At 56.7% G+C, this 26,235-nt stretch carries 27 protein-coding genes; 15 read left to right on the forward strand and 12 right to left on the reverse strand.

The genetic code is table 11. The features are described 5' to 3' along the window. Positions 1–76: 76 nt before the first annotated feature. From R6V78_RS01075 to oah, 5 genes are all read right to left on the reverse strand, one after another. A complete protein-coding gene (locus R6V78_RS01075) occupies positions 77–847 on the reverse strand; it encodes an enoyl-CoA hydratase/isomerase family protein (RefSeq protein WP_410287466.1) in 771 nt (256 codons plus the stop codon). Positions 848–912: 65 nt separating this feature from the next. Then, positions 913–1,344, reverse strand: coding sequence for a Zn-ribbon domain-containing OB-fold protein (locus R6V78_RS01080; RefSeq protein ID WP_410287467.1), 432 nt, complete (start codon positions 1,342–1,344; stop codon positions 913–915). Positions 1,345–1,381: 37 nt separating this feature from the next. After that, positions 1,382–2,548, reverse strand: coding sequence for a thiolase C-terminal domain-containing protein (locus tag R6V78_RS01085; RefSeq protein ID WP_410287468.1), 1,167 nt, complete (start codon positions 2,546–2,548; stop codon positions 1,382–1,384). Positions 2,549–2,610: 62 nt separating this feature from the next. Continuing rightward, on the reverse strand, positions 2,611–3,360 hold the full coding sequence (locus tag R6V78_RS01090) for an SDR family oxidoreductase (RefSeq protein WP_410287469.1): 750 nt from the start codon (positions 3,358–3,360) through the stop codon (positions 2,611–2,613). 13 nt (positions 3,361–3,373) lie between these two features. Continuing rightward, positions 3,374–4,507 carry a 6-oxocyclohex-1-ene-1-carbonyl-CoA hydratase gene (gene oah / locus R6V78_RS01095; protein ID WP_410287470.1) on the reverse strand — a complete coding sequence of 378 codons (1,134 nt, stop codon included), beginning with the start codon at positions 4,505–4,507 and terminating at the stop codon, positions 3,374–3,376. A 412-nt stretch (positions 4,508–4,919) separates the two neighbouring features. Here oah and R6V78_RS01100 point away from each other — a divergent pair, with 412 nt between their 5' ends. Both R6V78_RS01100 and R6V78_RS01105 read left to right on the forward strand, forming a co-directional pair. Continuing rightward, on the forward strand, positions 4,920–5,474 hold the full coding sequence (locus tag R6V78_RS01100) for an N-acetyltransferase family protein (RefSeq protein ID WP_410287471.1): 555 nt from the start codon (positions 4,920–4,922) through the stop codon (positions 5,472–5,474). An 83-nt stretch (positions 5,475–5,557) separates the two neighbouring features. Then, positions 5,558–6,193 carry a hypothetical protein gene (locus R6V78_RS01105; protein WP_410287472.1) on the forward strand — a complete coding sequence of 212 codons (636 nt, stop codon included), beginning with the start codon at positions 5,558–5,560 and terminating at the stop codon, positions 6,191–6,193. A gap of 121 nt (positions 6,194–6,314) precedes the next feature. Here the strand turns inward: R6V78_RS01105 and R6V78_RS01110 are convergent, their stop codons facing one another. Next, positions 6,315–6,968 carry a hypothetical protein gene (locus R6V78_RS01110; protein WP_410287473.1) on the reverse strand — a complete coding sequence of 218 codons (654 nt, stop codon included), beginning with the start codon at positions 6,966–6,968 and terminating at the stop codon, positions 6,315–6,317. Positions 6,969–7,086: 118 nt separating this feature from the next. Here R6V78_RS01110 and R6V78_RS01115 point away from each other — a divergent pair, with 118 nt between their 5' ends. From R6V78_RS01115 to R6V78_RS01160, 10 genes are all read left to right on the forward strand, one after another. Next, complete coding sequence (locus tag R6V78_RS01115) at positions 7,087–7,302, forward strand: pentapeptide repeat-containing protein (protein ID WP_410287474.1); 216 nt, start codon at positions 7,087–7,089, stop codon at positions 7,300–7,302. A gap of 123 nt (positions 7,303–7,425) precedes the next feature. Then, positions 7,426–7,695, forward strand: a complete 270-nt coding sequence (locus R6V78_RS01120) for a hypothetical protein (protein WP_410287475.1) — start codon at positions 7,426–7,428, stop codon at positions 7,693–7,695. 98 nt (positions 7,696–7,793) lie between these two features. After that, positions 7,794–8,636, forward strand: a complete 843-nt coding sequence (gene larE / locus R6V78_RS01125; protein WP_410287476.1) for an ATP-dependent sacrificial sulfur transferase LarE — start codon at positions 7,794–7,796, stop codon at positions 8,634–8,636. 22 nt (positions 8,637–8,658) lie between these two features. Next, positions 8,659–9,135, forward strand: a complete 477-nt coding sequence (locus R6V78_RS01130; protein ID WP_410287477.1) for a GNAT family N-acetyltransferase — start codon at positions 8,659–8,661, stop codon at positions 9,133–9,135. An 80-nt stretch (positions 9,136–9,215) separates the two neighbouring features. Continuing rightward, positions 9,216–10,451 carry a lipoprotein-releasing ABC transporter permease subunit gene (locus R6V78_RS01135; protein ID WP_410287478.1) on the forward strand — a complete coding sequence of 412 codons (1,236 nt, stop codon included), beginning with the start codon at positions 9,216–9,218 and terminating at the stop codon, positions 10,449–10,451. A gap of 118 nt (positions 10,452–10,569) precedes the next feature. Then, positions 10,570–11,277, forward strand: a complete 708-nt coding sequence (locus tag R6V78_RS01140; protein WP_410287479.1) for a DUF6901 family protein — start codon at positions 10,570–10,572, stop codon at positions 11,275–11,277. After that, positions 11,267–11,791, forward strand: coding sequence for a C40 family peptidase (locus R6V78_RS01145; protein ID WP_410287480.1), 525 nt, complete (start codon positions 11,267–11,269; stop codon positions 11,789–11,791). Before R6V78_RS01140 ends, R6V78_RS01145 begins: the two co-directional genes overlap by 11 nt. 433 nt (positions 11,792–12,224) lie before the next feature. Then, a complete protein-coding gene (locus tag R6V78_RS01150; protein ID WP_410287481.1) occupies positions 12,225–13,562 on the forward strand; it encodes a DEAD/DEAH box helicase in 1,338 nt (445 codons plus the stop codon). A gap of 126 nt (positions 13,563–13,688) precedes the next feature. Beyond that, positions 13,689–14,828: a class I SAM-dependent RNA methyltransferase gene (locus tag R6V78_RS01155; protein WP_410287482.1), complete on the forward strand. Its 1,140-nt coding sequence runs from the start codon at positions 13,689–13,691 to the stop codon at positions 14,826–14,828. A 19-nt stretch (positions 14,829–14,847) separates the two neighbouring features. After that, positions 14,848–16,767 carry an ATP-binding cassette domain-containing protein gene (locus tag R6V78_RS01160; RefSeq protein ID WP_410287483.1) on the forward strand — a complete coding sequence of 640 codons (1,920 nt, stop codon included), beginning with the start codon at positions 14,848–14,850 and terminating at the stop codon, positions 16,765–16,767. A 96-nt stretch (positions 16,768–16,863) separates the two neighbouring features. Here R6V78_RS01160 and thiL read toward each other — a convergent pair whose 3' ends face one another. Continuing rightward, positions 16,864–17,841 (reverse strand): thiamine-phosphate kinase, encoded by a 978-nt coding sequence (gene thiL, locus R6V78_RS01165; protein ID WP_410287484.1) that lies wholly within the window; start codon positions 17,839–17,841, stop codon positions 16,864–16,866. 210 nt (positions 17,842–18,051) lie between these two features. Here thiL and R6V78_RS01170 point away from each other — a divergent pair, with 210 nt between their 5' ends. Next, positions 18,052–18,603, forward strand: coding sequence for a gamma carbonic anhydrase family protein (locus tag R6V78_RS01170; RefSeq protein WP_410287485.1), 552 nt, complete (start codon positions 18,052–18,054; stop codon positions 18,601–18,603). A 41-nt stretch (positions 18,604–18,644) separates the two neighbouring features. Here R6V78_RS01170 and R6V78_RS01175 read toward each other — a convergent pair whose 3' ends face one another. Continuing rightward, a complete protein-coding gene (locus R6V78_RS01175) occupies positions 18,645–19,457 on the reverse strand; it encodes an alpha/beta hydrolase (RefSeq protein WP_410287486.1) in 813 nt (270 codons plus the stop codon). A gap of 306 nt (positions 19,458–19,763) precedes the next feature. Here R6V78_RS01175 and R6V78_RS01180 point away from each other — a divergent pair, with 306 nt between their 5' ends. Then, complete coding sequence (locus R6V78_RS01180) at positions 19,764–20,372, forward strand: metallophosphoesterase (protein WP_410287487.1); 609 nt, start codon at positions 19,764–19,766, stop codon at positions 20,370–20,372. After that, positions 20,356–21,435, forward strand: coding sequence for an Lrp/AsnC ligand binding domain-containing protein (locus R6V78_RS01185; RefSeq protein WP_410287488.1), 1,080 nt, complete (start codon positions 20,356–20,358; stop codon positions 21,433–21,435). Before R6V78_RS01180 ends, R6V78_RS01185 begins: the two co-directional genes overlap by 17 nt. Before the next feature lie 84 nt (positions 21,436–21,519). Here R6V78_RS01185 and R6V78_RS01190 read toward each other — a convergent pair whose 3' ends face one another. The 4 genes from R6V78_RS01190 to R6V78_RS01205 all read right to left on the reverse strand — a co-directional run. Continuing rightward, a complete protein-coding gene (locus R6V78_RS01190) occupies positions 21,520–23,772 on the reverse strand; it encodes a GNAT family N-acetyltransferase (RefSeq protein WP_410287489.1) in 2,253 nt (750 codons plus the stop codon). A gap of 29 nt (positions 23,773–23,801) precedes the next feature. Then, a complete protein-coding gene (locus tag R6V78_RS01195; RefSeq protein ID WP_410287490.1) occupies positions 23,802–24,803 on the reverse strand; it encodes a D-alanine--D-alanine ligase in 1,002 nt (333 codons plus the stop codon). Continuing rightward, positions 24,794–25,819: a D-alanine--D-alanine ligase gene (locus R6V78_RS01200; RefSeq protein WP_410287491.1), complete on the reverse strand. Its 1,026-nt coding sequence runs from the start codon at positions 25,817–25,819 to the stop codon at positions 24,794–24,796. The genes R6V78_RS01195 and R6V78_RS01200 overlap by 10 nt, the downstream gene beginning before the upstream one ends. Next, on the reverse strand, positions 25,728–26,235 hold a 508-nt coding region (locus R6V78_RS01205; RefSeq protein ID WP_410287492.1), incomplete at its 5' end, for a YkgJ family cysteine cluster protein. The genes R6V78_RS01205 and R6V78_RS01200, both read right to left, overlap by 92 nt.

Here is a 26,235-nt window from a genome sequence, read left to right on the forward strand (position 1 = left end):
TGGTTCTCCTATGGGTTAAGGGTCAGTGATGAATTTTCAATCGTCCAATGCCTAAGGTCGCTCATGGGCCTCTTGACTACCTGTTTTTCCATGCCGGGGGACGTTTTTCCTCAAAACTTTTTATACCTTCCAGGGTGTCCTCGGTTTTCATCAGGGTGTTGAGGAACAGGTCGCTGACGTTGGAAAGCGCCCGATTGAAATCCATTCCTATATGGGCGTTGACGGCCTGTTTGTTGAGCCGGATGATCAGCGGACTGCAGGCCTTGATTTCTCCCACGATTTTGCCCACCGTTTCCGAAAAGTCCGTCTCCCCGGAAAGGTGGCTCACCAAGCCCATGCGGTGTGCCGATTCAGCCGGGTAGCGACGGCCTGTGGTGCATATCTCCACGGCCCTGGCCGGACCCACCAACTGAGGCAGCCTTATGGCTGCGTAAGGCGGAAAGAATCCCAGCTTGATCTCGGGCTGACCGAACACGGCCTTGGGTGATGCCACGATGATGTCACAGGCCATGGCAACTTCCATGCCGCCTCCCAGGCAGGTGCCGTGAACCGCTGCGATGGTGGGCACCGCCATACGATGAATCAGCTCGAAGATGCGGTTGAAGGTGGCGATCATGTCGTCCACCATTTCCGGTTTGTGGTCGGCCACCTCTACGCCGGCGCACCAACTGGGGCCGTTGGCAGCCAGGACCACACACTTGAGCGAGCCGTCGTTGGCCAGCATTTCCAGCTGACCGTTGAGTTCGTTCATCATATCGATATTGAGTACATTATGCTTGGGCCGGTCGAAGGTCAGGGTGGCTACACCTTCAGTGATTTCATGCGCAATGAATTTCAGATGTGACATTTCTTTTTCCTTGCCGGTAAGTTCTCCCGTCCTCTCAAGGGCGGGGAAGGTGGGTGGAAAAATTATCAGGGCTTATGAAACACGTAATTGAAACGTCCGTCGTTCAGGGGGTTGGCTTTGGCCGCCAAAACCATGCCGATGGACAGTTCGGATTCGGCGATGCCGCCGGCGATGCGTCCGAAAACCTTGTACGACCCAAAATCGACCAGGGCAATGGTGTAGGGCAGATCCCCCTCGAAGCCCTTGGGGCCGAAGGAGAGCGTACTGTAGGTGATCAAACTGCCTGTTCCCTGGACATCGAACCATTCCATTTGCGATGACCGGCAGGCGTTGCAATCTGCGCGGGGCGGGAAAAATGATTTCCCGCAGGACCGGCAACGGGTGCCGGTAACCCTGCCCTGCTCGAGATGGTCGATGAAGTCGTTGACCCGGGTGGTGCCGGTAAAGCTCACCGTGCCGAATTTCCTGAATCGTTCGTCCTTTTCCTTCTTTCCCATGAATTGATTTCCTTTTGCAGACGTGGCTGGAATAATCTTATCTGGCCAGAATGGTTACATTTCCGTATAGTCCCACACCACCGATGTTGTGCACCAGACCCATGCATGCATCGGGCACCTGGATCTGACCGGCTTCACCGCGCAGTTGAAGCACGATGGTGCGGATCTGGCTCCCGCCGGTGGCACCGATGGGATGGCCTTTGGAGAGCAATCCGCCGTCGACGTTGATCGGAATGCTTCCTCCCAGATAGGTTTCCTTAGCCTGGATCAGGTGGCGGCCTTCACCGGGATCGGCGAATCCTAAATCTTCGTAGGCCATCATCTCGGCAATGGTAAAACAGTCGTGGACTTCGGCCACGTCGATATCCTGGGGGCCGACACCGGCCATTTTGTAGGCCTGTGCGGCGGCCTGCCGGGCCACGGCCAGGCCGGAGAAGAGATCCCGGCCGGCCAAGTTAACCGGTGCGGATGCCGATCCGATACCACGGATCCACACGGGCTTGTCACACAGTGATTTTGCCCTTGCGGCGCTGGCCACGATGATACAGGAGCTGCCGTCGGCATTGGCGCAGCAGTCCCCCACCCGCAGGGGGGAGGCCACGGATCCGCTCATCATGTTTTCAGGGTCTGCGAACATCTCGGCGGTAACGGCTTTGCGGTAGACGGCACGATCGTTGAGTTGGCCGTAGGTGGAGGCTTTGACCCGGATGGCAGCCAGATCTTCGGGCGTGGTGCCATGGGCGTTCATGTGGGCGCGGGCGTACATGGCGTAGTAGGCGGGCATCATGGTACCGAAGGGACTTTCCCACTGGATGTCCGCACCCCGGCCCATGCGCTCCTGGGTTTCCGCTGAGGAGATCTCCGACATCTTCTGGAAACCGACCACGGCGACGACATCGTGCAGCCCCGATTTGATCAGACTGTAGGCCAGCTTCAAGCCCGTACTGCCCGATGAGCACAGGGTTTCCACATAAAAGGTCGGTCCCGGGTTGAGTCCCAGGTATTCCGCGAACACCCCGGCCGGCGACCGCTGCAGGTCGTATTCCGGAGCTGAACAGACCACCGATGCATCGATGTCGGCGGCGGTGATGCCGGCATGTCCCAGTGCATCGGAAAAGCCTTCGAAGGCCAGTTCACGTACCGATCCCGGATAGAATCGTACGAAGCTGCTTTGTCCCGCGCCGATAATGGCAACGTCATTCATTGGGAAATCCTCGGTGATTTTGTTGGTGTTAATTTATTTGGGCAGTCATTGGACTAGCGAAACTATATATATTGCCCGCCGTCCACCTTGATTATTTCACCGGTGATGTGGCGGGCTTTGTCCGATGCCAAAAAGGCGATCACCGCTGCCAGGTCTTCTGGCTGGCCCACCCGCTTCAACACGATTTCGGCCATGGCCAGGTCGACAATTTTATCACGGGCATCCGATTCCTTGAGCATGGCGGTTTCGATCAAGCCCGGGGCTACGGCGTTGACATTGACCCCAAAGGCGCCCAGTTCCTTGGCCACGGCTTTGGTGTAACCGATGATACCGGCTTTGGAAGCCGAGTAATTGGTCTGCCCGAATTTTCCTCGCATGCCGTTAATGGAAGTGACATTGACGATCTTTCCATACTTCTGTTCTTTGAGCAAGGGTGCCACATGACGGGTGAAGTTGAAATATCCCTTCAGGTTTACAGCGATTACCCGGTCCCACTGCTCCTCGGACATTTTCCAGCAGACCCCGTCCCAGTTCATGCCGGCGTTGTTAACCAGGATGTCAATGCGTCCAAAGGCCTCAACGGCTGCTTTGACCGCATTTTCGGCTTCGGCAAAGACGGCGATATCGCAGGCCACGCAGATCGCCCTGCGCCCCATTTTTTCGATCTGGTCCACGACGGCTTTGGCTTCATCCGCATGACGGCGGTAGGTCAGGCAAACGTTGGCGCCCTCAGCAGCCAGCTCTATACTGGCGGCCGTGCCGATACCCTGTGAGCCGCCGGTGACAATGGCATTTTTCCCTTCGAGCAGCATATGTGATTCTCCTTTATGTCGTTGGGCGGCCAAGCACGGCTGCCATAAAGTCCACATCGAAAGCATCGCCTGCGGCCTGGCGTCGGCGATACGCGATGAAGTCGATGGTATCCTGGCCGGTGAGCTTTTTGGTGTTAAAGGCGTTGAATCCCAGGTAGGCTTCGTGGTTCATGTTGGCGGCCAGCCAGTGGCGGTTGATGACCTTGGCCTGGTCCCAGAAGAATTTCTTTTTCAGCCGGATGCCTTCCACGCTTTTGATCAGACAACCGGGGAATAGGTTGGTGTAGGTCCACAAAATCTGGTTGACTTCATTGTCAAGCAGCAAGAAATCGGTTTGGGCCGATTTTACATAGGCGCGGGCCTTTTTGGCGGCCTCGCCGGTCTTGTATTCGCCGTAGACGATTTCACCGTCGGATAGGTAGTGATCCGTCTCGATGGCGGGGTTGCGCACCCAGCCATCGGCATCCTTGATGACGGGGACACACTTGGATATCAGACCCAATCGTTTCATTTTGTAGGCGCTCCACATTTCACAGGAGACGCAGTTCCACATGGCCAGTTCCATGGGCAGCATCCAGGGCAGAAAATCGGTGCTGCCGCCGTCCGGTGCGCTGCCATGCCGGGGACCGGCCTGGCCGAAGATGGCCAGGTCACTTGACAGGGTCAGGTCGCAGGCCATGCCGATTTCCTGGCCGCCGGCCACCCGCATGCCGTTGACCCTGCAGATGGTGGGTTTCTTACAGCCGAGAATGGCATCCACCATGGCATTGAAAAGATCCATGTACAGCCCGTATTCGTTGGGCCGATTGGCATAATACTCGGCATACTCTTTGGTGTTGCCGCCGGTGCAGAAGGCTTTGTCTCCCATGGCGGTGAAGACGGCTGCCACAACCGAACTGTCCGCCGAGGCACGCTGGAATCCGGCGATGACGCCCTTGACCATCTCGGTGGTGTAGGAATTGTACTGCGTCGGATTGTTGAGGATGATCCAGGCGGAAAACAGGCCGTCAACCTGGCTCCCCGACGGATCCAGAATGGGACGCTTTTCAAACATGACTCCCGGCGCGTCAACGGAAAAGTGTTCCTCACCCCACAGGTGATGGTTCTTCAGGCCGGATTCTCTCGGCAGCCAACTCAGGTCGCTCATCATTGCCTCCCTTTTGGCGGCGCGCAAGCGTGCCGCGGGTTTAGGAATGTCTTTTTCCGGTAAAGCCGGGGCCGGTTTTTCAATTCCAGGCGGGACATTCTTCAGCATGAAACAAAAGTCAAAAAATGGACAAAATTCATTTGCTATAAGGTTACATATTAGCTATATATTAGCTACGAATGGGGTTAGTCAAGAAAAAAAACCAGCCTGTACAATATCCTGATTTGACGGCACGCGGTTTCCTTGATCGCCCCGCCTGGGGGCCGCGTTGCCCGTCGGTTGCTATGACCGGCGGTTCTCCTCAGGAGATCCGTGTACGAAGACCCTTGAAACCTTGACAGCGTCGCTCCGGAACGGAAGGTGACCACCCTTTTCGGAGCCGGCTGACACCACCGGCAAGGAGGTCGAGACTGTGAGATACCCGAAAGAGTGCGTCCTTAAGGAGTGCGTTGAGGCAGTGATCCGCCCGCTGGAGCCCGGCGACCGGCCGCTGCTGGACGCCTTCTACCAGCAGATTCCCGAATCGGACCGCTGGTTCATGAACTACGATGTGATGGACCCGGCCATCATGGACAAATGGTTCGAAGCCGTTGAAAAGGGCAGCGTCCGCTCCATCCTGGCCTTGTGCGCGGAGACGGTCGTGGGTCAGGGGAGTCTGTATATACGCGGTTTCGGAGCCACCAGCCATGTGGGCCGATTCCGCATCGTGGTGCTGCCCGAATTCAGACAGAAGCGGCTGGGAACCTGGCTGCTGCTGGACCTGATTCAACTGGCCATGGATCAAGGGCTGGAGACGCTCCGGGCGGATCTGGTAACCGGCGTCGAAGACGGCGCCATCGAAGCCGTCCAAAAGTTTGACTTTTTCAAATTTGCCGAACTCAAAGAATATGTGAAGGATATCAACGGCAATCGCCAGGACCTGGTGATCATGATTAAACGGCTGCACAAAGGGTGGAGTGATTTCTGACGGGAATCCGGTCAAAACTGCCAAAACATCAAAGCCGTCGAAATCTGCCCTGATTCAAATCACCCCGGAGAAGGCAGACACTTTTGAACGACCCAATCCCAAAGCAGGTTGTCAGGCACACGCCTGCCGGACTGATCCATATCCGGTCTTTCTGCACGCCCGGTGAGATTCAATCCTATCGCTTTGACGATCAGTTCGGCATCCACGCACAGTACAAATCCATCTATACCAAAAGGGAAACCCTGGAAAAGCATGCCGGGAAAGCGGATGCCAATGTGGTACTCGCTCTGACGGAGAATCAACAGATTGTGGGGTTCGGCGTCTTCAGCCATCCGGATGCCGATGAGCGCTGGACCGGATTGGGGCCGGGTATGATGATGGAAGTAAAAGCGGTGGAAGTCAGCAGAAACCTGCGGTCCTGCAAGCTTGCCGGCGATTTGGTCCGTCTCATGCTGGCCCATCCGAGGATCGAACAGATGATTGCCTACATGGTCGGATATTCATGGACCTGGGATCTGGACGGGTCGGGCATGAACGCCCAACAGTATCGCAACATGCTCATCCGCCTGTTCTACCCCCACGGGTTTATCGAACTGCAGACCAACGAACCGAATATCTGCCTGAAACCCGAAAACCTCTTCATGGCGCGTATCGGCAGTGCGGTTTCAGACCCGGTGCGCCAGAATTTCAAGTGGCTTCGGTTCGGCATTACTCCTTGAGCTGCGGCGGACCCCACCGGCTGCCGACCCGCTTTACATACAGAAAACTTAAAAAATCAGAGGGAATCGCCGACACGCATCCGACGATTCCCCCCTGGGTTGGTTCAAATCCTGAAACCGATTAGTGGTTTGAGGTGTCTGGCGCAACGGTTTGCCCGGTCTCCGGGGGCACTTCAGATTCCGAATTGGACGTTTCAGCGGTGATCGCTTCGGCTTCGGCCTGTTCAGCGGCAGCCTGCTCTTCCAGTAGTACGGCAATCGCGGCTTCATGGCCTTCAATTTTCTGGGCGATCAGGGTTTCCTGAGCCGTATCCGTGGTTAACCGGTCGGCTTCTTTGAGCAAGCCGATGGCGGAGGTCAAGTCGTCGATGCTTCCTCGACTGGCGGCGACATCGGCTTTATAGATGAGAATCAAGCGGTCGATATTATCGAGGCGTGTGTAGGCGATTTCACGCAGGGTATTGGTTGATCCATATTCAAGTGCGGCTTGCAGGGCCTTTTTGATACCTTCGAAGTCCGGTATTCCAGGTACGTCCAACAGCGCGTCTGCCTTGTCAATGTAGTACTGAAATATCAGGGGGTAGACGTCACCGGCACTGTATGTGGCTTTGCTTGTTTGGGGCGCAGGGGTGCCGGGCAGGGCGATGACCATTTTTTTACCCATGGGGGCGAACTTGCCTTTCCAGATCTCCAGGGCACCCTGGTGTTCCGTCAGATAATACTTGAATGAATTTGATGCGCTCGCACCGACAACCAGCAGAATAAGAAAAGCCAAACCGGCAGCAATGAGTTTGATGGTGTTGTCAACAGGGTCGGATGGTTTTTTAACCGCCTTTTTTACGGGAGGTGGTTCATAGGCAACTGTTACCTCTGATTTCTGGGCGGCGGCTCTCTTGATCGCTTCAGCCTTTTCGGCGGCGGCCTTTTCAGCGGCGGCCTTTTCAGCGGCGGCCTTTTCAGCGGCGGCCTTTTCAGCGGCGGCCTTTTCGGCGGCGGCCTTTTCAGCGGCGGCCTTTTCGGCGGCGGCCTTTTCAGCGGCGGCCTTTTCGGCGGCGGCCTTTTCGGCGGCGGCTTTTTCAGCGGCGGCCTTTAATTCTTTCTCACCATAGACATTGAACAGCAGCCCTTTAATGCGTTGGACATCTTTTGAATCAAAGCCGGCGAGGCGTTCCGGTGCTGCGAATAAAGGCTTTCCAACCATTTTTGCGGGAACGGTGTAGCGCACTTCAGGGGTGACAATCTCAAACTTCCGCCACAAAAGATCTTTGATCGAAACCGGTGTTGGATTGGATGTCGGCGCTGTATTCTTAGGCGGTGTCGATTTGGGTGCAGGTTTTTTAGTGGGTGCAGCCTTATTTGCAGCAGCCTTTTTTGTCGTCTCGACCGCAGATGCGGCTTTTTTCGGCGCACTCTTCTTGGAAGTCGATTTGATAAGACTTTTTTTCCCCATGAAAAACCCCTTTGAATTTGAATTTGGATTGGCCTATAATAAAATGGAGTGACAACCATGGCTTATAATGGATTACGTGTTGATTGTAAATAATTTTTTAGAAGCCTTTGGCACAGTTGAACATCTATCCGAACCGGGGAAGCGTTTTCTATGCAGATATCACTCAAAACCAAAACAAAGTGCCTGGCAAGGATTCTCAGGCAATACGATCATCTTGCGGTTGCACTTTCGGGGGGGGTGGACAGCGCCGTTCTGCTGGCCGAAGCCCATGCTGTAATGGGAAACCGGGTGACTGCCGTGACCGCGCGATCCCCGATTCATCCGCACCGGGAAGTCGCCGACGCGATAAAGATCGCCAACACAATAGGCGTTCCCCATTTGATCGTCGACTCCAGTGAAATCGAGCAGCCCGATTTTCTTGCTAATACCCCCCAGCGATGCTACATCTGCAAAAAAGCTGTATTTGGGCACCTGTTGGCCCGGGTAAGGGAGAAGGGAATCCAGCACCTGGCCCATGGTGCCAATCTTGATGACCTTGGGGACTATCGCCCCGGCCTGGAAGCCGCCCGGGAACTGGGCGTGGCCGCGCCGCTTATGGATGCGGGTTTTACCAAGGAGGATATCAGGCAGGTCGCCAGGGATAGGGGCTTGTTCGTCTGGGACAAGCCTGCCATGGCCTGTATCGCCACCCGATTTCCCTACGGCATGCCCATCAGCCTGGCCAAGGTCGAACAGGTCAAAAAAGCCGAGGAGGTGCTTGCTGCGGCAGGACTCGTCGGTTGCCGTGTGCGTCATCATGGGGATGTCGCCCGAATCGAAGTGCCAGTGGACAAGCTGCGGAATCTGGTGGCCGATCCGTTGCGCAGCCGCATCGTTGATCAATTGAAAGACATCGGTTTTCTGCATGTCTGCACGGATCTGGAAGGCTATGTTTCCGGCAGCCTGAACCGCGCCCTTGACATCGGCAATGGCCGCGGCAGTTCCAACCCTTGAAAATTCATCGTGGATGATGATCATGACTGACCTGCTTGTAAAGCTTTATGATCTGCCAGACCCGGGGGCCGATTTGGCCGCGTTGGCCGCCAATGAAATTGTTGTGCGCCGGTCCATGGCCAGTGAGAAGCGTCAGGTTGTCGGATGGGTGCAGAACCGGTTTGGAGACGGGTGGGCTGCCGAGTGTGACGTGGCCTTTGCCCGCCAGCCCATTGCCTGCCTGCTTGCGGTCTCCGGCGGCCGGTTGGCGGGGTTTGCCTGTCACGACAGCACCTGTCGAAATTTTTTCGGGCCCATCGGTATCGATCCCACTATTCGCCTCAGGGGCGTTGGCCGGGCGCTGCTTTTGGCGACTTTGAATGCCATGGCCCATTGCGGCTATGCCTATGCCATTATCGGCGGTGTCGGACCGATGGTTTTTTTCGAGAAATGTGTGGGCGCCTTTCCCATACCCGGATCGACACCGGGTATCTACCGGCCACCCATCAATAAATATTGAGGCCGGGCGATCAACCGCCCTTTGCAGGATTCGTGTTTATGCACCATCCATTTCGTGCGCCCGCATGAGGAAACGCCCAAATGTCCTTTACATGGTTTGTTGGCACCCGCTATTTCAAATCCCGTCAGAAACAGGCATTCATTTCGCTGATCACTTTTCTGGCCACTGCGGGTATCGCCGTGGGTGTAATGGCGCTGATTGTTGTTATCGCCGTGATGACCGGGTTCGAATCAGAACTGCAGAACCGCATTCTAGGCATCGAATCCCACGTTCTGGTGATGCGCTACGGGGAATCGGTTGCCGACATCGCGGCGACGGTGGATAAGGTGGAATCTATTGACGGGGTCCAGTCGGCCGCTCCGTTCATCTATTCGCAGGTGATGCTGAGAAGCTCCCATGGGGTGACGGGGGCGGTTTTAAAGGCACTTGATCCATCCCGACCGGGGCCGCCCATTTTTGTCGCCAAAACGCTTTCGCTCAGCGATGCGCTCGCTGGCGCTGCTCCTGACGATGCCGCCGGCAAAGCACCTGGTTTGATTCTCGGGCAGGTGACGGCTGAAAAATTGAAGGTCACGGTTGGCGATCCCATCTATCTCATCTCGCCTCTGGGAAAAGGTTCAGCCGGCAACCAGATGCCTACGGTAATGCGATTTTCCGTGAGCGGAATTTTCCAAACCGGAATGAACGAATACGACGGCGCCATGTCCTTCATCCGGCTGGATGTCGCCCAGCACCTGCTCCAGATGCCGGGTCAAGCCAGCGGCCTGGAAGTGCGTGTCGCCGATATTTACCGTGCCAAACAGATTGCCGATGCCATTGTCGGCCGCCTCGGATTTCCCTTCTGGGCGAGGGACTGGATGCAGATGAACCGCAACCTGTTTTCCATGCTGCGGCTTCAAAAAACAGTGATGTTCATCATTTTGACCCTCATTGTGCTCGTGGCCGCTTTTAATATTGCCAGCGCCCTGATCATGATGGTGATGGAAAAGACCAAGGATATTGCTATTTTAAAGACAATGGGGGCCACCAATCGACATATCCGGAGAATTTTTGTGTTCAAAGGGCTGGTGATCGGATGCCTGGGTACGGCGGTTGGCGGTATTCTGGGCTTTATCCTGTGCGCTATTTTAAAACGTTATCCGTTCATTAAATTGCCCGGAGATGTCTACTTTTTGACTACATTGCCGGTGAGCCTGCGAGCCGTTGATGTGGCGACCATCGGCCTGTCTACGGTGGTGATCTGCTTTGTGGCCACCCTTTACCCGGCGGCCAGCGCGTCAACCCTCGATCCGGTGGACGGGCTCCGTTATGGTTAAGCGCCAAGTGGCGCGTATTTTGCTGAAAACATTCCCATGATCAAAAAATCGGTTGGCTGGTTTTTGCGCCGCATGGTCATGCGAAATCGCGCTTCAACATCTGGATCGAGAGACGCCCATGAGTGAAAATGCATATTGGTTCGACTATCATATTGAACTGGAAGACGGGCAAATAACCCGCTTTCACATCGCACTGGACCCGGCAACCCTGACCATGCTGCCGGCCTCCCCAGAGCCCTATCCACCCTGGACGCAACTTTCCTTCAAGCAATGCAAAAGCTGCCCCCTTTCGCCCAAAACCAATCTTTACTGTCCCATCGCCGTGAACATCACGGAACTGGTGGACCGGTTCAAGGACATTCTGTCGCATAAAAACTGTATGGTCGTCTGTGAAACCGTCGATCGCACCTATTCAAAAAAAACTTCGGCCATGGAGGGCTTGACCTCGGTATTCGGCATTATCATGGCTACCAGCAACTGCCCGGTGATGAACTTTCTAAAGCCCATGGCCCGCTTTCATCTGCCATTTTCATCCGTTGAAGAGACCACGGCCCGCAGCACCTCTCTTTTTCTCCTGGGCCAGTATTTCGAGTACAAAAAAGGCCGGGTAAGCGGCTTTGACTTCGATCAGCTTGAAAAAAGTTATGCCCGGGTTCAATGGGTCAATGAGGGACTGCTGTCGCGCATCCGCAGCCTGGGCAACCAGGATGCGGATAAAAATGCCATCATTACCCTGCACTCCCTATCCCAGTTTCTCTCCATGGAGATGGACTTCAGCCTGACAACCATTGCCCATCTGTTCGAAGGGAGGACCGATGGCGGCTGACAGCGCCATCCACAACGGCGTTTACCGATCCACGAACAACTGGTGCACAGGTTGCCTGACACTGGTCGTGATCTCGCTGCTGACCGCAGGGTGTGTCACCACGACAGTTCCGGACGCTGAACCGGAACGGTCGGTGGTCGCTGGTGGACAGACCGATCAGATGCTGCGCGCCGAAATCCGGTTCTGGTTGGGCACCCCCCACCGGATGGGTGGCATGAGTCCGCGCGGGATCGACTGCTCCGGGCTGGTGGTGGTTGTGTTTGCCGATCTGTTCGACATCCGCCTTCCCAGAACCACGACTGAATTGATGCGCACCGGTCGACGGGTGGAAAAAAACAACCTGACTGCCGGGGATCTTGTTTTTTTCAGGCCTGACCATAAAACCCATCACGTGGGCATATACCTGGATCGCGGTGAGTTCGTCCACGCCTCCACCAGGCACGGGGTGATAATATCGCGGATGGACGATGACTTCTGGCATCGCTGCTATCTGACCAGCCGGCGATTCCTGTAGATCGATTGGGCAATAGCCCTTGCAATTCATTGTCGATATTCGTATATTGCGGCGGGCCTCAATCTCAGGCCCGCTTTTTTTGGGTGTGCGGCCAAAGGTCCCCGCAAACGGGTCAACCCGCCGCCAACAGACATGAAAGGAATTGCAGGTTAACTGAATTTTGATAGGAAAACTGATTCAAGCCATACGGAGCAGGCTATTCAATCCAAAGGACTCCGACGCAACCGACCCGACCGATATCACCGGTCCAAGGAGATCCGCTGACGGTTCAAGCCGTCAAGCGGTTTCGAAAAAAGCTAACCCACCCCGGCGTAAAACCGAAGCCCAGGAAATCAAACGCCATCCGGTTTTGGCTGATCCTCTGCAGGGCGGAGTCTTACCATCCAGCGACCCGTCTGCAGCGCGGCAGTCGGGAGCCCGTCAGGTTGCGGCGGTGTCGGGAAAGACCCGGTTCCAGGATCTTGGCCTTCCGGATACGATCCTGCATGCCATCGCAGATGCAGGATTTCAATACTGCACGCCTATCCAGGCCGAGATTCTGCCGGCGACCTTAAGGGGCAGGGATGCATTCGGACGCGCTCAGACCGGTACCGGCAAGACCGCCGCTTTTTTAATTACGGTGCTGACCCGCATGTTGGCCAACCCTCGCATGGGTAAAACGCCTGCCGGCACACCCCGGGTGTTGATTATCGCACCAACCCGTGAATTGGTGCTGCAGATCGCCGACGAAGCCAATCTGCTGGCGGCTTATTGTCCTTTTTCCATTGTCAGCATATTTGGTGGGATGGATTATGAAAAACAGCGGCGGCAGCTTCATGGCAAACCGGTGGACATCGTGGTGGCCACACCGGGACGACTGCTCGATTTCAAGCGCCGCAAGGATCTGGACTTGAAGCAAGTGGAAATCCTGATATTAGACGAAGCGGATCGCATGCTCGACATGGGATTCATTCCCGATGTTCGCCAGATCGTGTTCAGCACACCCCAAAAAGACAAGCGTCAAACTCTTTTTTTCAGCGCCACGCTTACACCGGAAGTCACCCGGCTGAGTGCCAGTTGGACCCGGGACCCACTCTCTGTAGAGATCGAACCGGAACAGGTCGCGGTGGACACGGTGGACCAGGTGGTCTACATTATTACCACGGACAAAAAATTCGCCCTGACCTATAATATCATCACCCAGCAAAACCTGGAGCGGGTGCTGGTATTTTGCAACCGGCGGGATGAGACCCGTCGGCTGGCGGAAATGCTGGAGCGGCGCCAGATAAACTGTGCCGTTTTGTCCGGTGAGGTTCCGCAAAACAAACGGATTCGAACGCTGGAAGCCTTCAAAGCCGGTAAAATCCGCGTACTGGTGGCTACGGATGTGGCCGGCCGCGGCATTCACATTGAAGGCATGGACTACGTCATCAATTTCACGCTGCCCCACGACCCGGAGGATTACGTTCACCGCATTGGCCGCACCGGCCGTGCCGGAGCAGCCGGCACCTCCATCAGCTTTGCCTGCGAAGATGACTCTTTTTACCTGCCCGCTATAGAAGAGTTCATCGGTCGTCCGCTGCACTGCATTCAACCGGAGGAAAAATTGCTGGAAATGCCGCCCGCGCCGCGTCGGCGCCGTGCTGCACCCGATGCACGCCCCGACGGGGAAGCCCAGGGACGACGGCGTCGGCCGCGCCAGGGTGAGAGGCCCAAGCGGCCCTACCGCAAGCGCAGCGATCGTTCCAGCCGCCCAGGATCCGCAAGACCCAGAAAGACAGTGTCTTCATGAAGCCGTGGGAATGCGTGATCAATGCGGTCAAAGCCCGGCTTCCATCTCAAAACCAGTGGCACGGTTGATCTTCATCACCGGTCTGATCGATCAGTTGCAACGACCGGCCCCGCAGGTGGCCCATCCATGACCGACTATCAGAAAAGCGGGACCTATTTCGCTCAGATTGCCGATGGCCTCGAGGAGGCCGGGATTGCCGAACTGACTGAACTGGGTGCGGTCTCTACCCGCGCGGTTCGCCGGGGCATCCATTTCAAGGCGGATCGTTCAGCGCTTTACCGCATCAATTACTGTACCCGGCTGTGCACCCGCGTCCTTGCACCGGTTAAGTCGTTTGCCTGCCCTGACCCAGAGGCCATCTATCGGGCGGCCCGAAGCATCGACTGGACGCGGTTTTTCGGCCTGGATCAGACGTTTGCCGTTTTTGCCAGCACAGCCGGTAGTCGTGTGCCCCATTCTCAGTTCGCGGGGCTGAAGCTCAAGGATGCGGTGGTTGATCAATTCCGGGCCGATTTCGCAAGGCGGCCCAACGTTGACCCCCGGACCCCCGACCTTTGGATCAATCTTTATGTGGAAAAGGACAGGGGCACCATCAGCATCGACACCTCCGGAGGCAGCCTGCACCGCCGGGGATACCGCATCCGCAGTGTTGACGCACCCATGCAGGAGACGGTGGCAGCAGCAATGGTGCGCCTGTCCGGATGGGACGGACGGGTGCCACTGGCGGACCCCATGTGCGGCTCCGGTACCCTGATTATCGAAGCAGTGATGGCCTACTGCCGAACTCCCGCCGGTTATCTGCGCACCGGCTTTGGTTTTCAGCAGCTTCCCGATTATGACCCGCAGGTGTGGAAAACAGTAAAGGACGAGGTGGACAGTCGGATTCAAAAACTGCCCGAAGGTCTCATCGATGCCAGCGATATCGATTCCCAGGCCGTCGCGGCGACCCGGGCCAATTGCAAACAGGTTCCCGGTGCAGGCCAGGTAAACGTCATGCGAATGGATTTCACTCAAATTGACAGCCTGGACAACCGGATCATCCTTTGCAACCCACCCTATGGCATCCGCCTGAACGGTCATGAACGCCTCGACGACCTCTACAGACAGTTGGGCGACTTTTTAAAACAACGCTGCAAAGGTTCGGAGGCGTATATCTATTTTGGCAACCGGGATATGATCAAGCGCATCGGCTTGAAGCCTGCGTGGAAAAAACCGTTGAGAAATGGCGGTTTGGATGGACGGGTGGTGAAGTATGAACTTTATTGAGCGATTGAGGCGTTGAGCGATGAGCGGCAATCCGACGGCATTGATTACCTTACGCGATGTCTGCATGCGCTTCGGTGCGGAACCCTTGCTGGACCGCATTAACCTGACCGTTGCGTCCGGGGAAAGGATCTGCCTGGTGGGCAGAAACGGCGTGGGCAAATCCACCCTCATGGGCATTATCGGCGGCACGGTGTCTCCGGACGGCGGTGATGTGATGCGATCCCAGGGCGTCACGGTGAGCAGCCTGACGCAGGGGGTTCCCGACAACCTGCAAGGGACGGTTTTCGATGTGGTGTGCCGTGGAATGGGCCAACGTGGTGAGCGCCTCGTCGAATACCGCCGGCTGATCGATACCAACGCCTCCGAAGGCGGGGAGGTCGCAGACAGCGTTAGAAAACTGATGACCCTGCAACAGGCCATCGACAGCGAAGACGGCTGGCAAATTCAGCAGCAGGCGGCGCACATCCTATCGCTGATGAACCTGACGGCTGCCGGTGAGGTGAGCACCTTCTCCGCCGGGATGAAGCGACGGGTGCTGCTGGCCGCAACCCTGGCGTCCCGTGCGGACATCATGCTGCTGGACGAGCCTACCAACCACCTGGACATGGCGGCGATCGACTGGCTGGAGAATTTTCTGCAAAAATGGAGTGGGACCCTGATTCTGATTACCCATGATCGCATGATGATTCGCCGCCTGGCCACCCGCATCGTGGAAATCGATCGCGGAATGCTGCATTCCTGGCAATGCGGTTACGACACCTATCTGCAGCGCAGCCAGGAGCGCCTGGAGGCCGAAGAGAAGGGCGAGCTCCGGTTCGATAAAAAGCTGTCCGCCGAGGAAACCTGGATCAGGCAGGGCATCAAGGCCCGTCGGACCCGCAACGAAGGGCGGGTCAGGGTGCTGGAGCAGCTGCGTGAGATTCGACGCAGCCGACGGGACCGCACCGGCAGGGTCCGCATGGTCCTGGACGAAGCCGAACGAAGCGGCAAGGTGGTCGTTGAGGCAACGGATCTGACGTTTGCCTATGGGGAGCGGACCATTCTCGAGAATTTTTCATGCACCATCATGCGCGGAGACCGCATCGGCATCCTGGGGGCAAATGGTGCCGGTAAGTCCACGCTGATCCGTCTGCTGCTGGGCGACCTTCGCCCCCAAAAAGGACGTGTTAAACATGGTACCAACCTGGAAGTGCTGTATTTTGACCAGCTGCGCCGGCAACTGGATGAGAATAAGACGGTTCAAGAGAACATCTCCCCGGACAGCGACATGATGGATGTGGGGGCAACAAGGCGCCATGTCATTGGCTATCTGAAGGATTTTCTCTTTTCTCCTCAAAGAGCCCGAACTCCCGTGTGGGTGCTTTCGGGGGGTGAGAAGAATCGTCTGCTGCTGGCAAAACTCTTCGCCCGGCCAGCCAATGTCCTGGTATTAGACGAACCCACCAACGACCTGGATGTGGAAACCCTGGAACTCCTTGAAGAATTGCTTTTGAACTACACCGGGACGGTGTTGCTGGTCAGTCATGACCGGACATTTGTCAATAATGTGGTTACCAGCACCCTGGTCTTCGAAGCGCCCGGTCAGATTGAAGGCTACGCCGGTGGGTATGACGACTGGCTGACCCAGCGATCGGTGGAAGATGCCCCAAAGGCGGTAAAACCGTTACCCGGAAAGGATCGGAGAAACGGTCTGGCAACCACAGCCATGTCCAAAAAGCTCGGGTACATGGAAAAACGCGAACTCGAGTCTTTGCCCGCCCGGATCGAATCACTGGAGGCCCGCCAGCAGGAACTCTTTCAGATGATGTCCGCTCCGGATTTTTTCCGGCGGGATGGTGAATATCTGTCCGCTGTAAAACTGGAATTGAAACAAATTGAACAAAATTTGGAAAGCGCTTTCAGCCGTTGGGAAATGCTGGAATCCCGCGGGTCATCCTAAAAAACAGAGGCTGATCCGATGTTTCTCAACCGCGACAGCGAGCGCATTCCCCGTCGCCTGCCGCGGGGAGGGCGCAATGAGCCTGGATGAACGGGTTCAGGAAAAATGGTTGTATCCGCCGGAAAGAGGCGTTCGCTTACCGTCGGGAAATTTTAGGCTGCACGCTGACATCGCTTCGGTCAGTCGTCCGACCACGGTAGCCTGAATGCCTTTGTTTAACAGTCGGCGCAGGTTTTGGGCTGAAATGGAGAAAAGCAGTTCGAAATCCTCGCCACCTGACAATGCAAAATCAAAAGCGTTGTTTCCGGTCAACTGGGCGGCGTGGTGCACCGATGGGTGAATGGGAATGTCCGCAACAATGATTTCAGCGCCGATGCCGCTTTGCTCGCAGATATGATTGACTTCCGCAGCCAGGCCGTCGCTGATGTCGATCATGGCTCCGGCCAGGGTTGCGATGATCGGTGAGACGTCCAGCCTGCATGCGGGAGCCAGGTGTTTTTCCTTTAGGTCCGCAAGGGGTTCCAGAGCGGCCGAAAGCATGGCCAGACCGGCGGCGGAGCCCCCCAATGGACCGGTGACGCACAAGAGTTCTCCGGGGCTGGCGTGGCTTCTCAGACACAGGTTTTGCGGTGACACCCGGCCCAACAAGGCGATGCTGATGGTGATGCGCTCACCATGGGTGGTGTCACCCCCGGCAATCACCACACCGTAGCGACGACAGGCATCGGTCATGCCTTGGTAAAGCGCCTCCACCCAGGCCACTTCGGTTTCCGGCGGCAGCGCCAATGAAACGAACATGAGCGTCGGGCTGCCGCCCATGGCGGCGATGTCGCTGACATTGCAGGCTACGGATTTGATGCCGATCTGCACCGGCGTCGCCCAGTCGCGCCTGAAGTGACTACCCTCCACCAGCATGTCCGTGGTAACCAGCAGATAATCCCCATCCGCAAACGTTCCGCCGATGACGGCCGCATCGTCGCCGATTCCAGCCACCAAGTCGGGATGGGTGGTTAAAGATTGGCGGGCCAGGCGCTTGATCAGGGCGAATTCGCCGCCGATGTCATGGATTTTCATCTTCTGCGGTTCCCGACCGTTCACAGATTCGATTCATGTGTGCATCAACTGCCGTTGCCGGTCGACCCATGATACACGGATCCGGCTCATGCGCAAAGGTTTTTCACTTGCGCAACCGTGTGACGCAAGGGTAAAATGGCAGCCGCCCATTCAAATGGCCCCTCATCTTAGCGAACAACAGCCACTGTCAACAGGGATTTGGACGAAACCATGATTATCGAATACAACCGCATCGCTCCCACCATCGGAAAGAATGTGTTTATTGCGCCCACCGCTGTCGTCATCGGCGATGTGAACATCGGTGACGGGGCCAGCATCTGGTTCAATGCAGTGCTTCGGGGTGACATGGCATCGATTACTATTGGTGCCAACTCGAACATCCAGGACAATTGTACGGTTCACACCGATTTCGGCAAACCGGCCATCATTGGGGACCATGTCACCGTAGGGCACAATGCAGTGGTTCACGGGTGCACCATCGATACAGGCAGCCTGATCGGTATCGGGGCCATCGTGCTCAACGATGCCCATGTGCGGGAACAGACCGTTGTGGCAGCCGGCGCCGTTGTTCGGGAAGGCGCCCGGTTCGGTCCCCGACAGCTGGTCGCCGGCATGCCGGCGACTGTGAAAAAAGAGCTGGCCGGTCTGCCTATGGATCGGTTTAAACGATCGGTTGAGCAATATTTGAAGCTCGCCGGCACCTACCTGGAAAATAACATGGTCATCCAAACAGAGCTTGGCAGCCGCGCTGAACCCTCCTAGAATCAGCCAGACCTTATTTATTGCCGCCCACGCCGACTTTTTCAGGAATGGCTAGGATTGAGCGTTTCCGTCAGATCGACGATCGCATCCAGGTAGCGATCCAGTCCGCGCATGAAAATGTCATTATGGTTGGCGCCGGGTATTTTTAACAGGATTTTGTGCATGGCACCGCTGGCGTTGTAAAGTGCCTTGCCATCGTCAAAAGGGATGATATGGTCGAACTCGGCGTGGATGATCAGCGTCGGTTGGGTGTACCTTTGAATCTTGTCCAGGTTGGCAAATCCGCTCGACTCATCAAACCCGATGCGGTCCGGATCGACGCCTAACAGCCGCAACAGCGGCCCTGCCCATGCAAATCCACTTTCAATTACCAGTCCGTCAATCCGATTTCCGCAAGCCGCGGCCAGTTCCAGTGCAGGGGCGCTGCCCAGGGATCTGCCCATGACGATGAGCGGACCGCTGAACCCGTTGCCGATTTTCCATTTTTCGGTGAAATCAAGAAGCCTGTGGCAATCGGCCATCATGGCCGATACAGTCGGATTGCCGTCGGAAAAGCCGTAGCCCCGGTAATCCACGGCCATGAAATTGATGCCCTTCCGATTGAACAGCGGGGCGATGTCGTCGTAATCGGAAACGATTTCGCCATTGCCGTGGAAAAAGAGAATGCATGGGCTGTTGGCGTGGGCCATGTGAAACCGGGCTCCCACACGGATATTGTCTTCAACCGGAATCATCAATTCATGGAAACGCCCGCCGCCATCGGTATGTCCGGCCTCTTTGCGTGGATGGAAGAGGTGCACCAAAACATCGGGTCTGTCCAGGACTGCATAGGTGGTGGTCGATTTTTGGGGCATGGCTCTCCTCCTGGCCGGCTGTCAGCCGGCAACGGTGATTGGATGTGCGCATTTACGCGTTCGCTCCCATTGCGGTGGGCACCCTGCGGGGGCAATAGGGCCGGCGTCGCTGCATGCGTCGCCATGGGTACAGAATCGGTTTGCAGGCCCGGCAATAAAGAGAACCCGTTGGGGACATTATCACCAATAGGCCGATGGTGCGTCAAGGGCCGTTTACAACCCATGCCGAAAAAGGTAAAGAGGATCTGTGTGCCGGCAAGGGGGGGGCGTGATTGCGCCGGATCGGTGAATATGGTTTGAAAATTCATGAAGATTCTATCAATTTCCGATATTGTGGTGCCCGAACTTTCCGATCGGTTCGATGGCCGACGATTTGACGGCATCGACCTGATCCTGAGCTGCGGGGATATACCGCCTGAATATCTCGCTTGTATTCGCGAACAGTTAAATGTTCCGCTTTACTACGTGCGCGGTAACCACGACATCCGCTATAAAAATTCGCCGCCGGCGGGCTGTGTGAATATTCATCAACGCTGCATCGCCTTTAAACGTTTTCGAATCATGGGACTGGAGGGGTCGCGCTGGTACAACGGTGGACCGATCCAGTACCGGGAGTACCAGATGCGGCAAATGATCTGGCGCATGATGCCGGGGTTGTGGCTCAACGGCGGGGTGGATATCGTGGTCACCCATGCACCGCCGCGGCATGTCCACGATGCGGAAGACTGCTGTCACCGCGGCTTCGAGAGCTTTTTAAAACTCATCAGCCGATTCAAGCCGCGATATTTCATCCACGGCCACATTCACGCTCACTTTACCGACTCCTCCCAGCGTGTGACCCTTGTGGGCAATACGCATGTAATTAACACCTTTGGTTTCCATCTTCTGGAGGTGGATCATGGGCAGGCTGACTGATCTATTTGTAAAACTGTGGCATGGGGACCGCAACAGCGAGGCCAAATGCTTTAGGGAAAACCAGGCCTGTGAAGGTGCCTTCGACCACGTCGACCGGGGCATATGCAATGTCCCCCTCGAGCAGATCGTCGGCAGCGTGGGGCGCTACCATGACTTCGACAACCAGTTCAAACTTAAGGAGCATGTTCCGCCGGACCGGCTGATCAGCGTCAAGCAGGCCATGCGGGAAGGCAAATCCCTGCCGCCGGTCAAACTCTACAAGATCAAGGATGAGTATTACGTTCTGGACGGAAACCACCGCATCGCCGCGGCCAAGGAGTTCGGCCGTTCGGATATAATGGCCAAAATCGTCGAATTCATCCCTTCCAGCAATACCCTGGAAAACATCATTTACCGGGAAAAAAGCGAGTTCATGGAACAGACCGGGTTGACCCATGCCATTGAGATCTCAGAAGTGGGCCAGTTTCCCTACCTGCTCGAGCAGGTTGAATTTCATCGGGCCTTTCTTGCAAGCGGAGAAATCCCCGGGGCAACGCTGAAACAGGCTGCTGAAGACTGGCATCGTACCATCTACCTGCCCATGACCGCTATTATCGAAAAGGGCAACCTGCTGGCGTCCTTTCCCGGGCGCACCCTGGACGATCTGTATGCCTATATCTCGTTTCACCAGTGGGAAAAGGGGCGTACGCGCCATTACGGCATCGGCATCGACAAGCTCATTCCTAAAGACATGGAGGCGTTTCGAGAGAAGATGGGCAACATAAACAAAGCAGAGTACCCGGAGATGCTGCGCAGCATCACGGCGTTTATCAGCATGAATGTGGAAGCCAAACGTGAGCTCAAAATCGTTGACAAGCTCTTCGCACTGCCCGAAGTCAGGGAGGTACACTCCATTCATGGAAGCATCGACATCCTGGTGAAGATCGCACTGACCCGGGACCTGCTATCCTCAGACGCCGAGGTCATCGGTCAATTTGTCCATGAAAAGGTGCGCCAGATCGACGGCATCATCTCCACCCAGACATTGATTCCGGGGTCGTCCAGAATAAAAAATCAAGCTTGACGGCTGCCGGGGTCAGCGCACGCCCCATGCGTGGCTTGGTATTCGCTAAAAACCTCACAGGCCTCCAGCCAGCAGCTTCGGTTATTAAATCAGTGATTTGCAGTAAATAGCCTTGCCATCGCCTGCGGCGTAAAAATCTTTGAGCACGGTCTCCAGGCGGTAGCCGCAGTTCTCATAAAAGGCGCGTGTGCTGGCGTATTGAACCCGCTGGGAGGTGTCTACGTAGATTCGGCTTCCGCCGGCTGCCTTGATGCGGCGTTCGGATTCCACCAGCAGTCGACGACCCAGTCCGCGTCCTTGGAAGTCCGGGTGAACGGCGATCCAGTAGAGGTCATAGCTGGAAGTCGTGCAGGGGACAGGACCGAAACAGGTATAGCCGACCAGTCGGCCGTAGTGGTCGCCCATGATGAAGTGGTACCCGCTGGCTGCGCCCTTTTCAAGGCGTTCAACGACCAGCTCTTCGGCCACAGCCACTTCTTCGGGATGGAAAAAACCTGTGATTTCAATCAGGCGGCGGACCCGTTGACCGTCCTCGGGAACGATCGTATCCCTGAAGGTCACCCCGTGAACCCGATGATTGGACGCGTGGCGGCTGTCGGCCCACCGACCGGCACCCTCGACCAACCCGCGAAAGAATGCGAGCGAGTTTTTTCCCAGGGTCTGTGTGCGGTATCCGCCTTCCTGAATCACCACCATGGGCAGGCCCAGCGATCCGATCATGCGACCATTTGCGGAAAAGTCTTTGACCGACAGGGACCAGGTACCCGTGGGGTCGCCCCTGGCCGTGTCCAGTCCCAGGCCTATGATCAAAAATTGGGGTTGGTACTCCTCGATCCGGCGCAGGCCGCGGGTCAGGGCCTTGCGGTAACGCTCACCATCCACCGCCTCGGGCAGGGGAAGGTTGAGGTTGAATCCTTCGCCATCGCCTTCGCCGTGTTCATCCTCGAATCCACAAAAATAGGGGTAGGCGAACTTGGGGTGACCGTGAATGGAGACGGTAAGTACATCACTACGGCGGTAAAAGATGTCCTGTCCGCCGTTGCCGTGGTGGTAGTCCACATCCAAAATAGCCACCTTGCCATGGGCGCAAAGGTACTGGGCAGCAATGCTGTTGTTGTTGAAGTAGCAGAATCCGCCGAAGGACCGGCGCTCAGCGTGGTGGCCGGGGGGACGGATCAGGGCGTAGGCGATGCGGCGGCCGTCCAATATCTCACGGGAGGCTGTCAGGGCGCAGTCCACACTGCGCCGGGCGGCCAGGTAGGCGTTGGCGTTGATTGGTGTGAAGGTATCGATGCAGTAGTAGCCGGACAGCACGGACGGCTCCTTTGGAGGCCGGGTTTTGTTGCGAATGGGGAAGATATAGGGATAGAGGGATTTTCCGGCAGGCACTTCGGCGCAGGCCCGTTTGAGATAACTTACGAAGTCCGCATCGTGAACGGCATGAAGGTGCTTGTCCGGAAATGGCCGTGGTTTAATGGTGGTGAACATGCCGCTGGGTTCGATGGCACTTAAGATGCTTTTTACCCGCACCGGAGACTCTACATAGCCCCGTTCGTTCACATGGTGGATATCGTGCCGATCGTTGATGATCAGTGCGATCTGTTCTTCCGAACGGCCTTCGACGGCGGTAACGACGGCTTCAGGCTTGACATAGCGAAAATCCCGCAGTCGGATCGGGTCTTCCCGAAAACTCGCCACCACCTTCTCCACATAGTCGGCGGGGCAGTAATCGGCATACTTGCGTTCCAGGATGGCCCTTACCACCTGCCGGGCAAATTTTTTTTTCAACGCCTTGGCGGTGCCCAGATCGTCGTAGATCAGATGGGGCATGCATGAATCCTCCGTCTTTACGGGGGATTCGTATGCGGTATTCACGATTGGGCGGGCCCCGTAACGCTCATAAAAACGCAGACGGGCCCGGTTCTGCTTGAGTTGGGTCGCATCCGGGCAGGCATTGGCGTCATCGGGGAGACACTCGAAAAAAAGGCCCTGCACCTTCAGTGCCGTTGCTTCCCGTCGGATGCGATCATACAGTGCGCCGCCGATGCCGCCACCGGCCCGGCCTGCGGCGGCGGCGATCCAGTCCAGGTAGGCGAAGTGCAGCTCCGGTTCGTGAAGCAGCATGGCGAACCCGCGAACTCTGGCCTTGATACTCTCGGCCACGAAGAGGATGGTGCGGAAACGCTGTTTAAAGGGATTCCGCAACTTTTCGGCGATGTGTTCGATTTCTTTTTCATCCGCGCCGGAAAACTGGCTGCGCAGGATCTCCTGAACCTGGTTCAGGGTACTTTTATTTACCGGAAGCACATTGTCATAAATGCGGCGGATGCGGAGCATGGGACTACTTTCCATTGGTTATCATGATTTCATGTCCACGAACAGGCGTCGGTCAGAATGCGTCGAACAGCATCTGCATGGGCGATGTCGGCACGTTCCAGGGCCGCCGTGAACCCAGCATCCGGAGAAAGGCAGGGATTGGCGTTTACCTCCAGTATCCATGGGGCTCCGGTGGGGTCTACGCGGAAGTCAACCCGTGCATAGCCGTTGAGACCGAACCGCTGCCAGCAGAGGATGGACAGCTCCTCCAGGCGGTGCAGCAGATTATGATCCGCAGCGCTGAAATCGAAACGCCGGGGGGTGTGGTGGTATTCGAAGGCATCCTCATCCCATTTGGCCCGATAATCCACAATCCGGGGCATGGCGTTCGTATAACCTTCAAAAATTATCTCAGCCGGTGGAAGCACTTCCGGACCATGGGGACCGGCAAGCAGCGACAGGTTGAATTCCCTGCCCGCGATGAACCGTTCGGCAAAGCAGGCGCCGCCCAGGGTATGGGCCCTGGCGCGCAGCAGGGGGAAAACGGTTTCGGGACCCGCATCCGTGATGATGCTGTTTTCGTCCAGACCGATGGAGGCGTGTTCCCAGACCGATTTGATTATCCAATTACCCGTTCCCGTACGCTTTCCATGTACGCCAGCGTCACCACCGGGCCAGGGACCGATCCAGGCTGGCGTGGGGATGCCGGCGCCGGTCATCCAGGTTTTGGCCAGCACCTTTCCGGAACTGAGCATCATGGCCTCAGCCCGGGCACCGGTATAAGGCATTGCCATTGCGTCCAGGCAGAATGGCAGCAGGTGAATAAGCCGCCCCTGGCCACCGATGGATTCCACCAGGTTGAACACGAGGTCCACCTGCCGGCGCTGCAGCTCAACCTTAACAGCCAGCAGGTTCAGGCTGCAGTCGATACGGCAGGATGAATGCCCCAGGGTCTCCAGGGCATGGGCCACTGCATCGGCTTGGGCAATGACGTCACGTGCGTCAGGCGCATCGGCATCGCAAACGGTGTCGTGAACGATGGCTATATGCATCCGGCGGCACTTTGCAGGTGGTTGGTCATCTCAATTCGAGTGGCGGCCGATTCGATGATCCAGCCGATCAGGTCCCCATAGGGAATCTTCAGGAGGTTGCAGATGATGGGCAGATCCGAATGCTCGGGATGGATGCCGGCCAGGGGATTGACCTCAATAAACAACGGATGGCCGTATCGGTCGCAGCGCAGATCCAGTCGTCCTGCATCGCGGCAACCCAGGGCCCGCCAGGCGGAGAGTGCCACCTGCTCGGCCTCGGCAACCACTGGATCGTTTTCGGCGCGCCTCAGGGAGTATTGAACCCTGGATTCACACTCCTCCTTGTTGACGTAAGAGTAAACACCCTGTTCCGCCGTGTCCAGCAGATGAACCTCGATGGTGCCCAGGACCCGGGCCTTGGGTCCGGTGCCCACGATGCCCGTGGTGAATTCACGTCCGGGCAGATAGGGCTCGATGATTACCGCCTGCCGGAATGTGTCCATCAAGCGTCTGCAGGTGGCTTCCAGGTCGGTTTTTTTGTGCACGATGGATTGCGGTGTGACGCCCTTGCCGGTTCCTTCGGCCACGGGTTTTACGAAATAGGGTGGGGCAAAGGTTACCGACAGGGCCTCCGCGGGCCTCTCCACCACCTTGAAATCGGAAGTCGGCACACCGGCGTCGCGGATTACCCGCTTGGTCATTCCCTTGTGCAGGCTGAGGCTCATGACCAGCGGATCCGAAAATGTGTAAGGAATCCGGTACATGTCCAACAGCGCCGGCACCTGCGCTTCCCGACCGATGCCGTGCATGCCTTCAGCGATATTGAACACCAGGTCCCAGCGACGGCCGGCAACCAGTGCGGCTGCCAGTTGACGGCTGTGGCCGATTCGTTCGGTGCGGTGACCTAACCTCTGGATGGTTGATTCGATCGCGGTTACGGTGTCATCACGGTCGAACTCGGCGGTCTCTTCTTCTGAAAAACCTTCCGCCAGGTACTCGGAGCGAAGGTCGTAAGTCAGTCCGATTGTCATTGCCATCGGCTATTATCTCCTCGTAGAGTTGACGGTGCCACTGCCGCGCAAGTTCCATGGATGTGTGGATGGCCCCGAACACCGACTCGCCGGCAACGAGAAGATGCCTCGGGCAATCCCCATCCGGCTCGTTGTCGATTTGGTCTGCCGTGTAGGTAAACGGGTGCAGGCGGCACAACAGGGGACGCACCTCCATGGCAAGAAGGCACCCGTGGGGAGTTAGGAAGATGCAGTCCCCATTGGGGCGGCGTTTCAGGATCCGCCGACTGCCGTCGCGGCGAAACACATGCTGCCGCCACACCGGATCGTCGACCTGATCCAGGTAGGCCGGGTCGCTTGTTCGGGAAAATTCCGCAAATTGAACCGCGATAGCGAGCGCATTCCCCGCCGCTTGCGGCGGGGTGAACGAGCGAACGGGGAAG

Source organism: Desulfosarcina sp. (genome assembly GCF_046496365.1).
In the GTDB taxonomy this organism is placed as follows: domain Bacteria; phylum Desulfobacterota; class Desulfobacteria; order Desulfobacterales; family Desulfosarcinaceae; genus Desulfosarcina.

Coding starts and splice junctions, on each gene's coding strand:
- R6V78_RS01075 (WP_410287466.1), bottom strand. CDS start 847: ATGTCACATCTGAAATTCATTGCGCATGAAATCACTGAAGGTGTAGCC.
- R6V78_RS01080 (WP_410287467.1), bottom strand. CDS start 1,344: ATGGGAAAGAAGGAAAAGGACGAACGATTCAGGAAATTCGGCACGGTG.
- R6V78_RS01085 (WP_410287468.1), bottom strand. CDS start 2,548: ATGAATGACGTTGCCATTATCGGCGCGGGACAAAGCAGCTTCGTACGA.
- R6V78_RS01090 (WP_410287469.1), bottom strand. CDS start 3,360: ATGCTGCTCGAAGGGAAAAATGCCATTGTCACCGGCGGCTCACAGGGT.
- oah (WP_410287470.1), bottom strand. CDS start 4,507: ATGAGCGACCTGAGTTGGCTGCCGAGAGAATCCGGCCTGAAGAACCAT.
- larE (WP_410287476.1), top strand. CDS start 7,794: ATGCAGATATCACTCAAAACCAAAACAAAGTGCCTGGCAAGGATTCTC.
- R6V78_RS01130 (WP_410287477.1), top strand. CDS start 8,659: ATGACTGACCTGCTTGTAAAGCTTTATGATCTGCCAGACCCGGGGGCC.
- R6V78_RS01135 (WP_410287478.1), top strand. CDS start 9,216: ATGTCCTTTACATGGTTTGTTGGCACCCGCTATTTCAAATCCCGTCAG.
- R6V78_RS01140 (WP_410287479.1), top strand. CDS start 10,570: ATGAGTGAAAATGCATATTGGTTCGACTATCATATTGAACTGGAAGAC.
- R6V78_RS01145 (WP_410287480.1), top strand. CDS start 11,267: ATGGCGGCTGACAGCGCCATCCACAACGGCGTTTACCGATCCACGAAC.
- R6V78_RS01155 (WP_410287482.1), top strand. CDS start 13,689: ATGACCGACTATCAGAAAAGCGGGACCTATTTCGCTCAGATTGCCGAT.
- R6V78_RS01160 (WP_410287483.1), top strand. CDS start 14,848: ATGAGCGGCAATCCGACGGCATTGATTACCTTACGCGATGTCTGCATG.
- thiL (WP_410287484.1), bottom strand. CDS start 17,841: ATGAAAATCCATGACATCGGCGGCGAATTCGCCCTGATCAAGCGCCTG.
- R6V78_RS01170 (WP_410287485.1), top strand. CDS start 18,052: ATGATTATCGAATACAACCGCATCGCTCCCACCATCGGAAAGAATGTG.
- R6V78_RS01175 (WP_410287486.1), bottom strand. CDS start 19,457: ATGCCCCAAAAATCGACCACCACCTATGCAGTCCTGGACAGACCCGAT.
- R6V78_RS01180 (WP_410287487.1), top strand. CDS start 19,764: ATGAAGATTCTATCAATTTCCGATATTGTGGTGCCCGAACTTTCCGAT.
- R6V78_RS01185 (WP_410287488.1), top strand. CDS start 20,356: ATGGGCAGGCTGACTGATCTATTTGTAAAACTGTGGCATGGGGACCGC.
- R6V78_RS01190 (WP_410287489.1), bottom strand. CDS start 23,772: ATGCTCCGCATCCGCCGCATTTATGACAATGTGCTTCCGGTAAATAAA.
- R6V78_RS01195 (WP_410287490.1), bottom strand. CDS start 24,803: ATGCATATAGCCATCGTTCACGACACCGTTTGCGATGCCGATGCGCCT.
- R6V78_RS01200 (WP_410287491.1), bottom strand. CDS start 25,819: ATGGCAATGACAATCGGACTGACTTACGACCTTCGCTCCGAGTACCTG.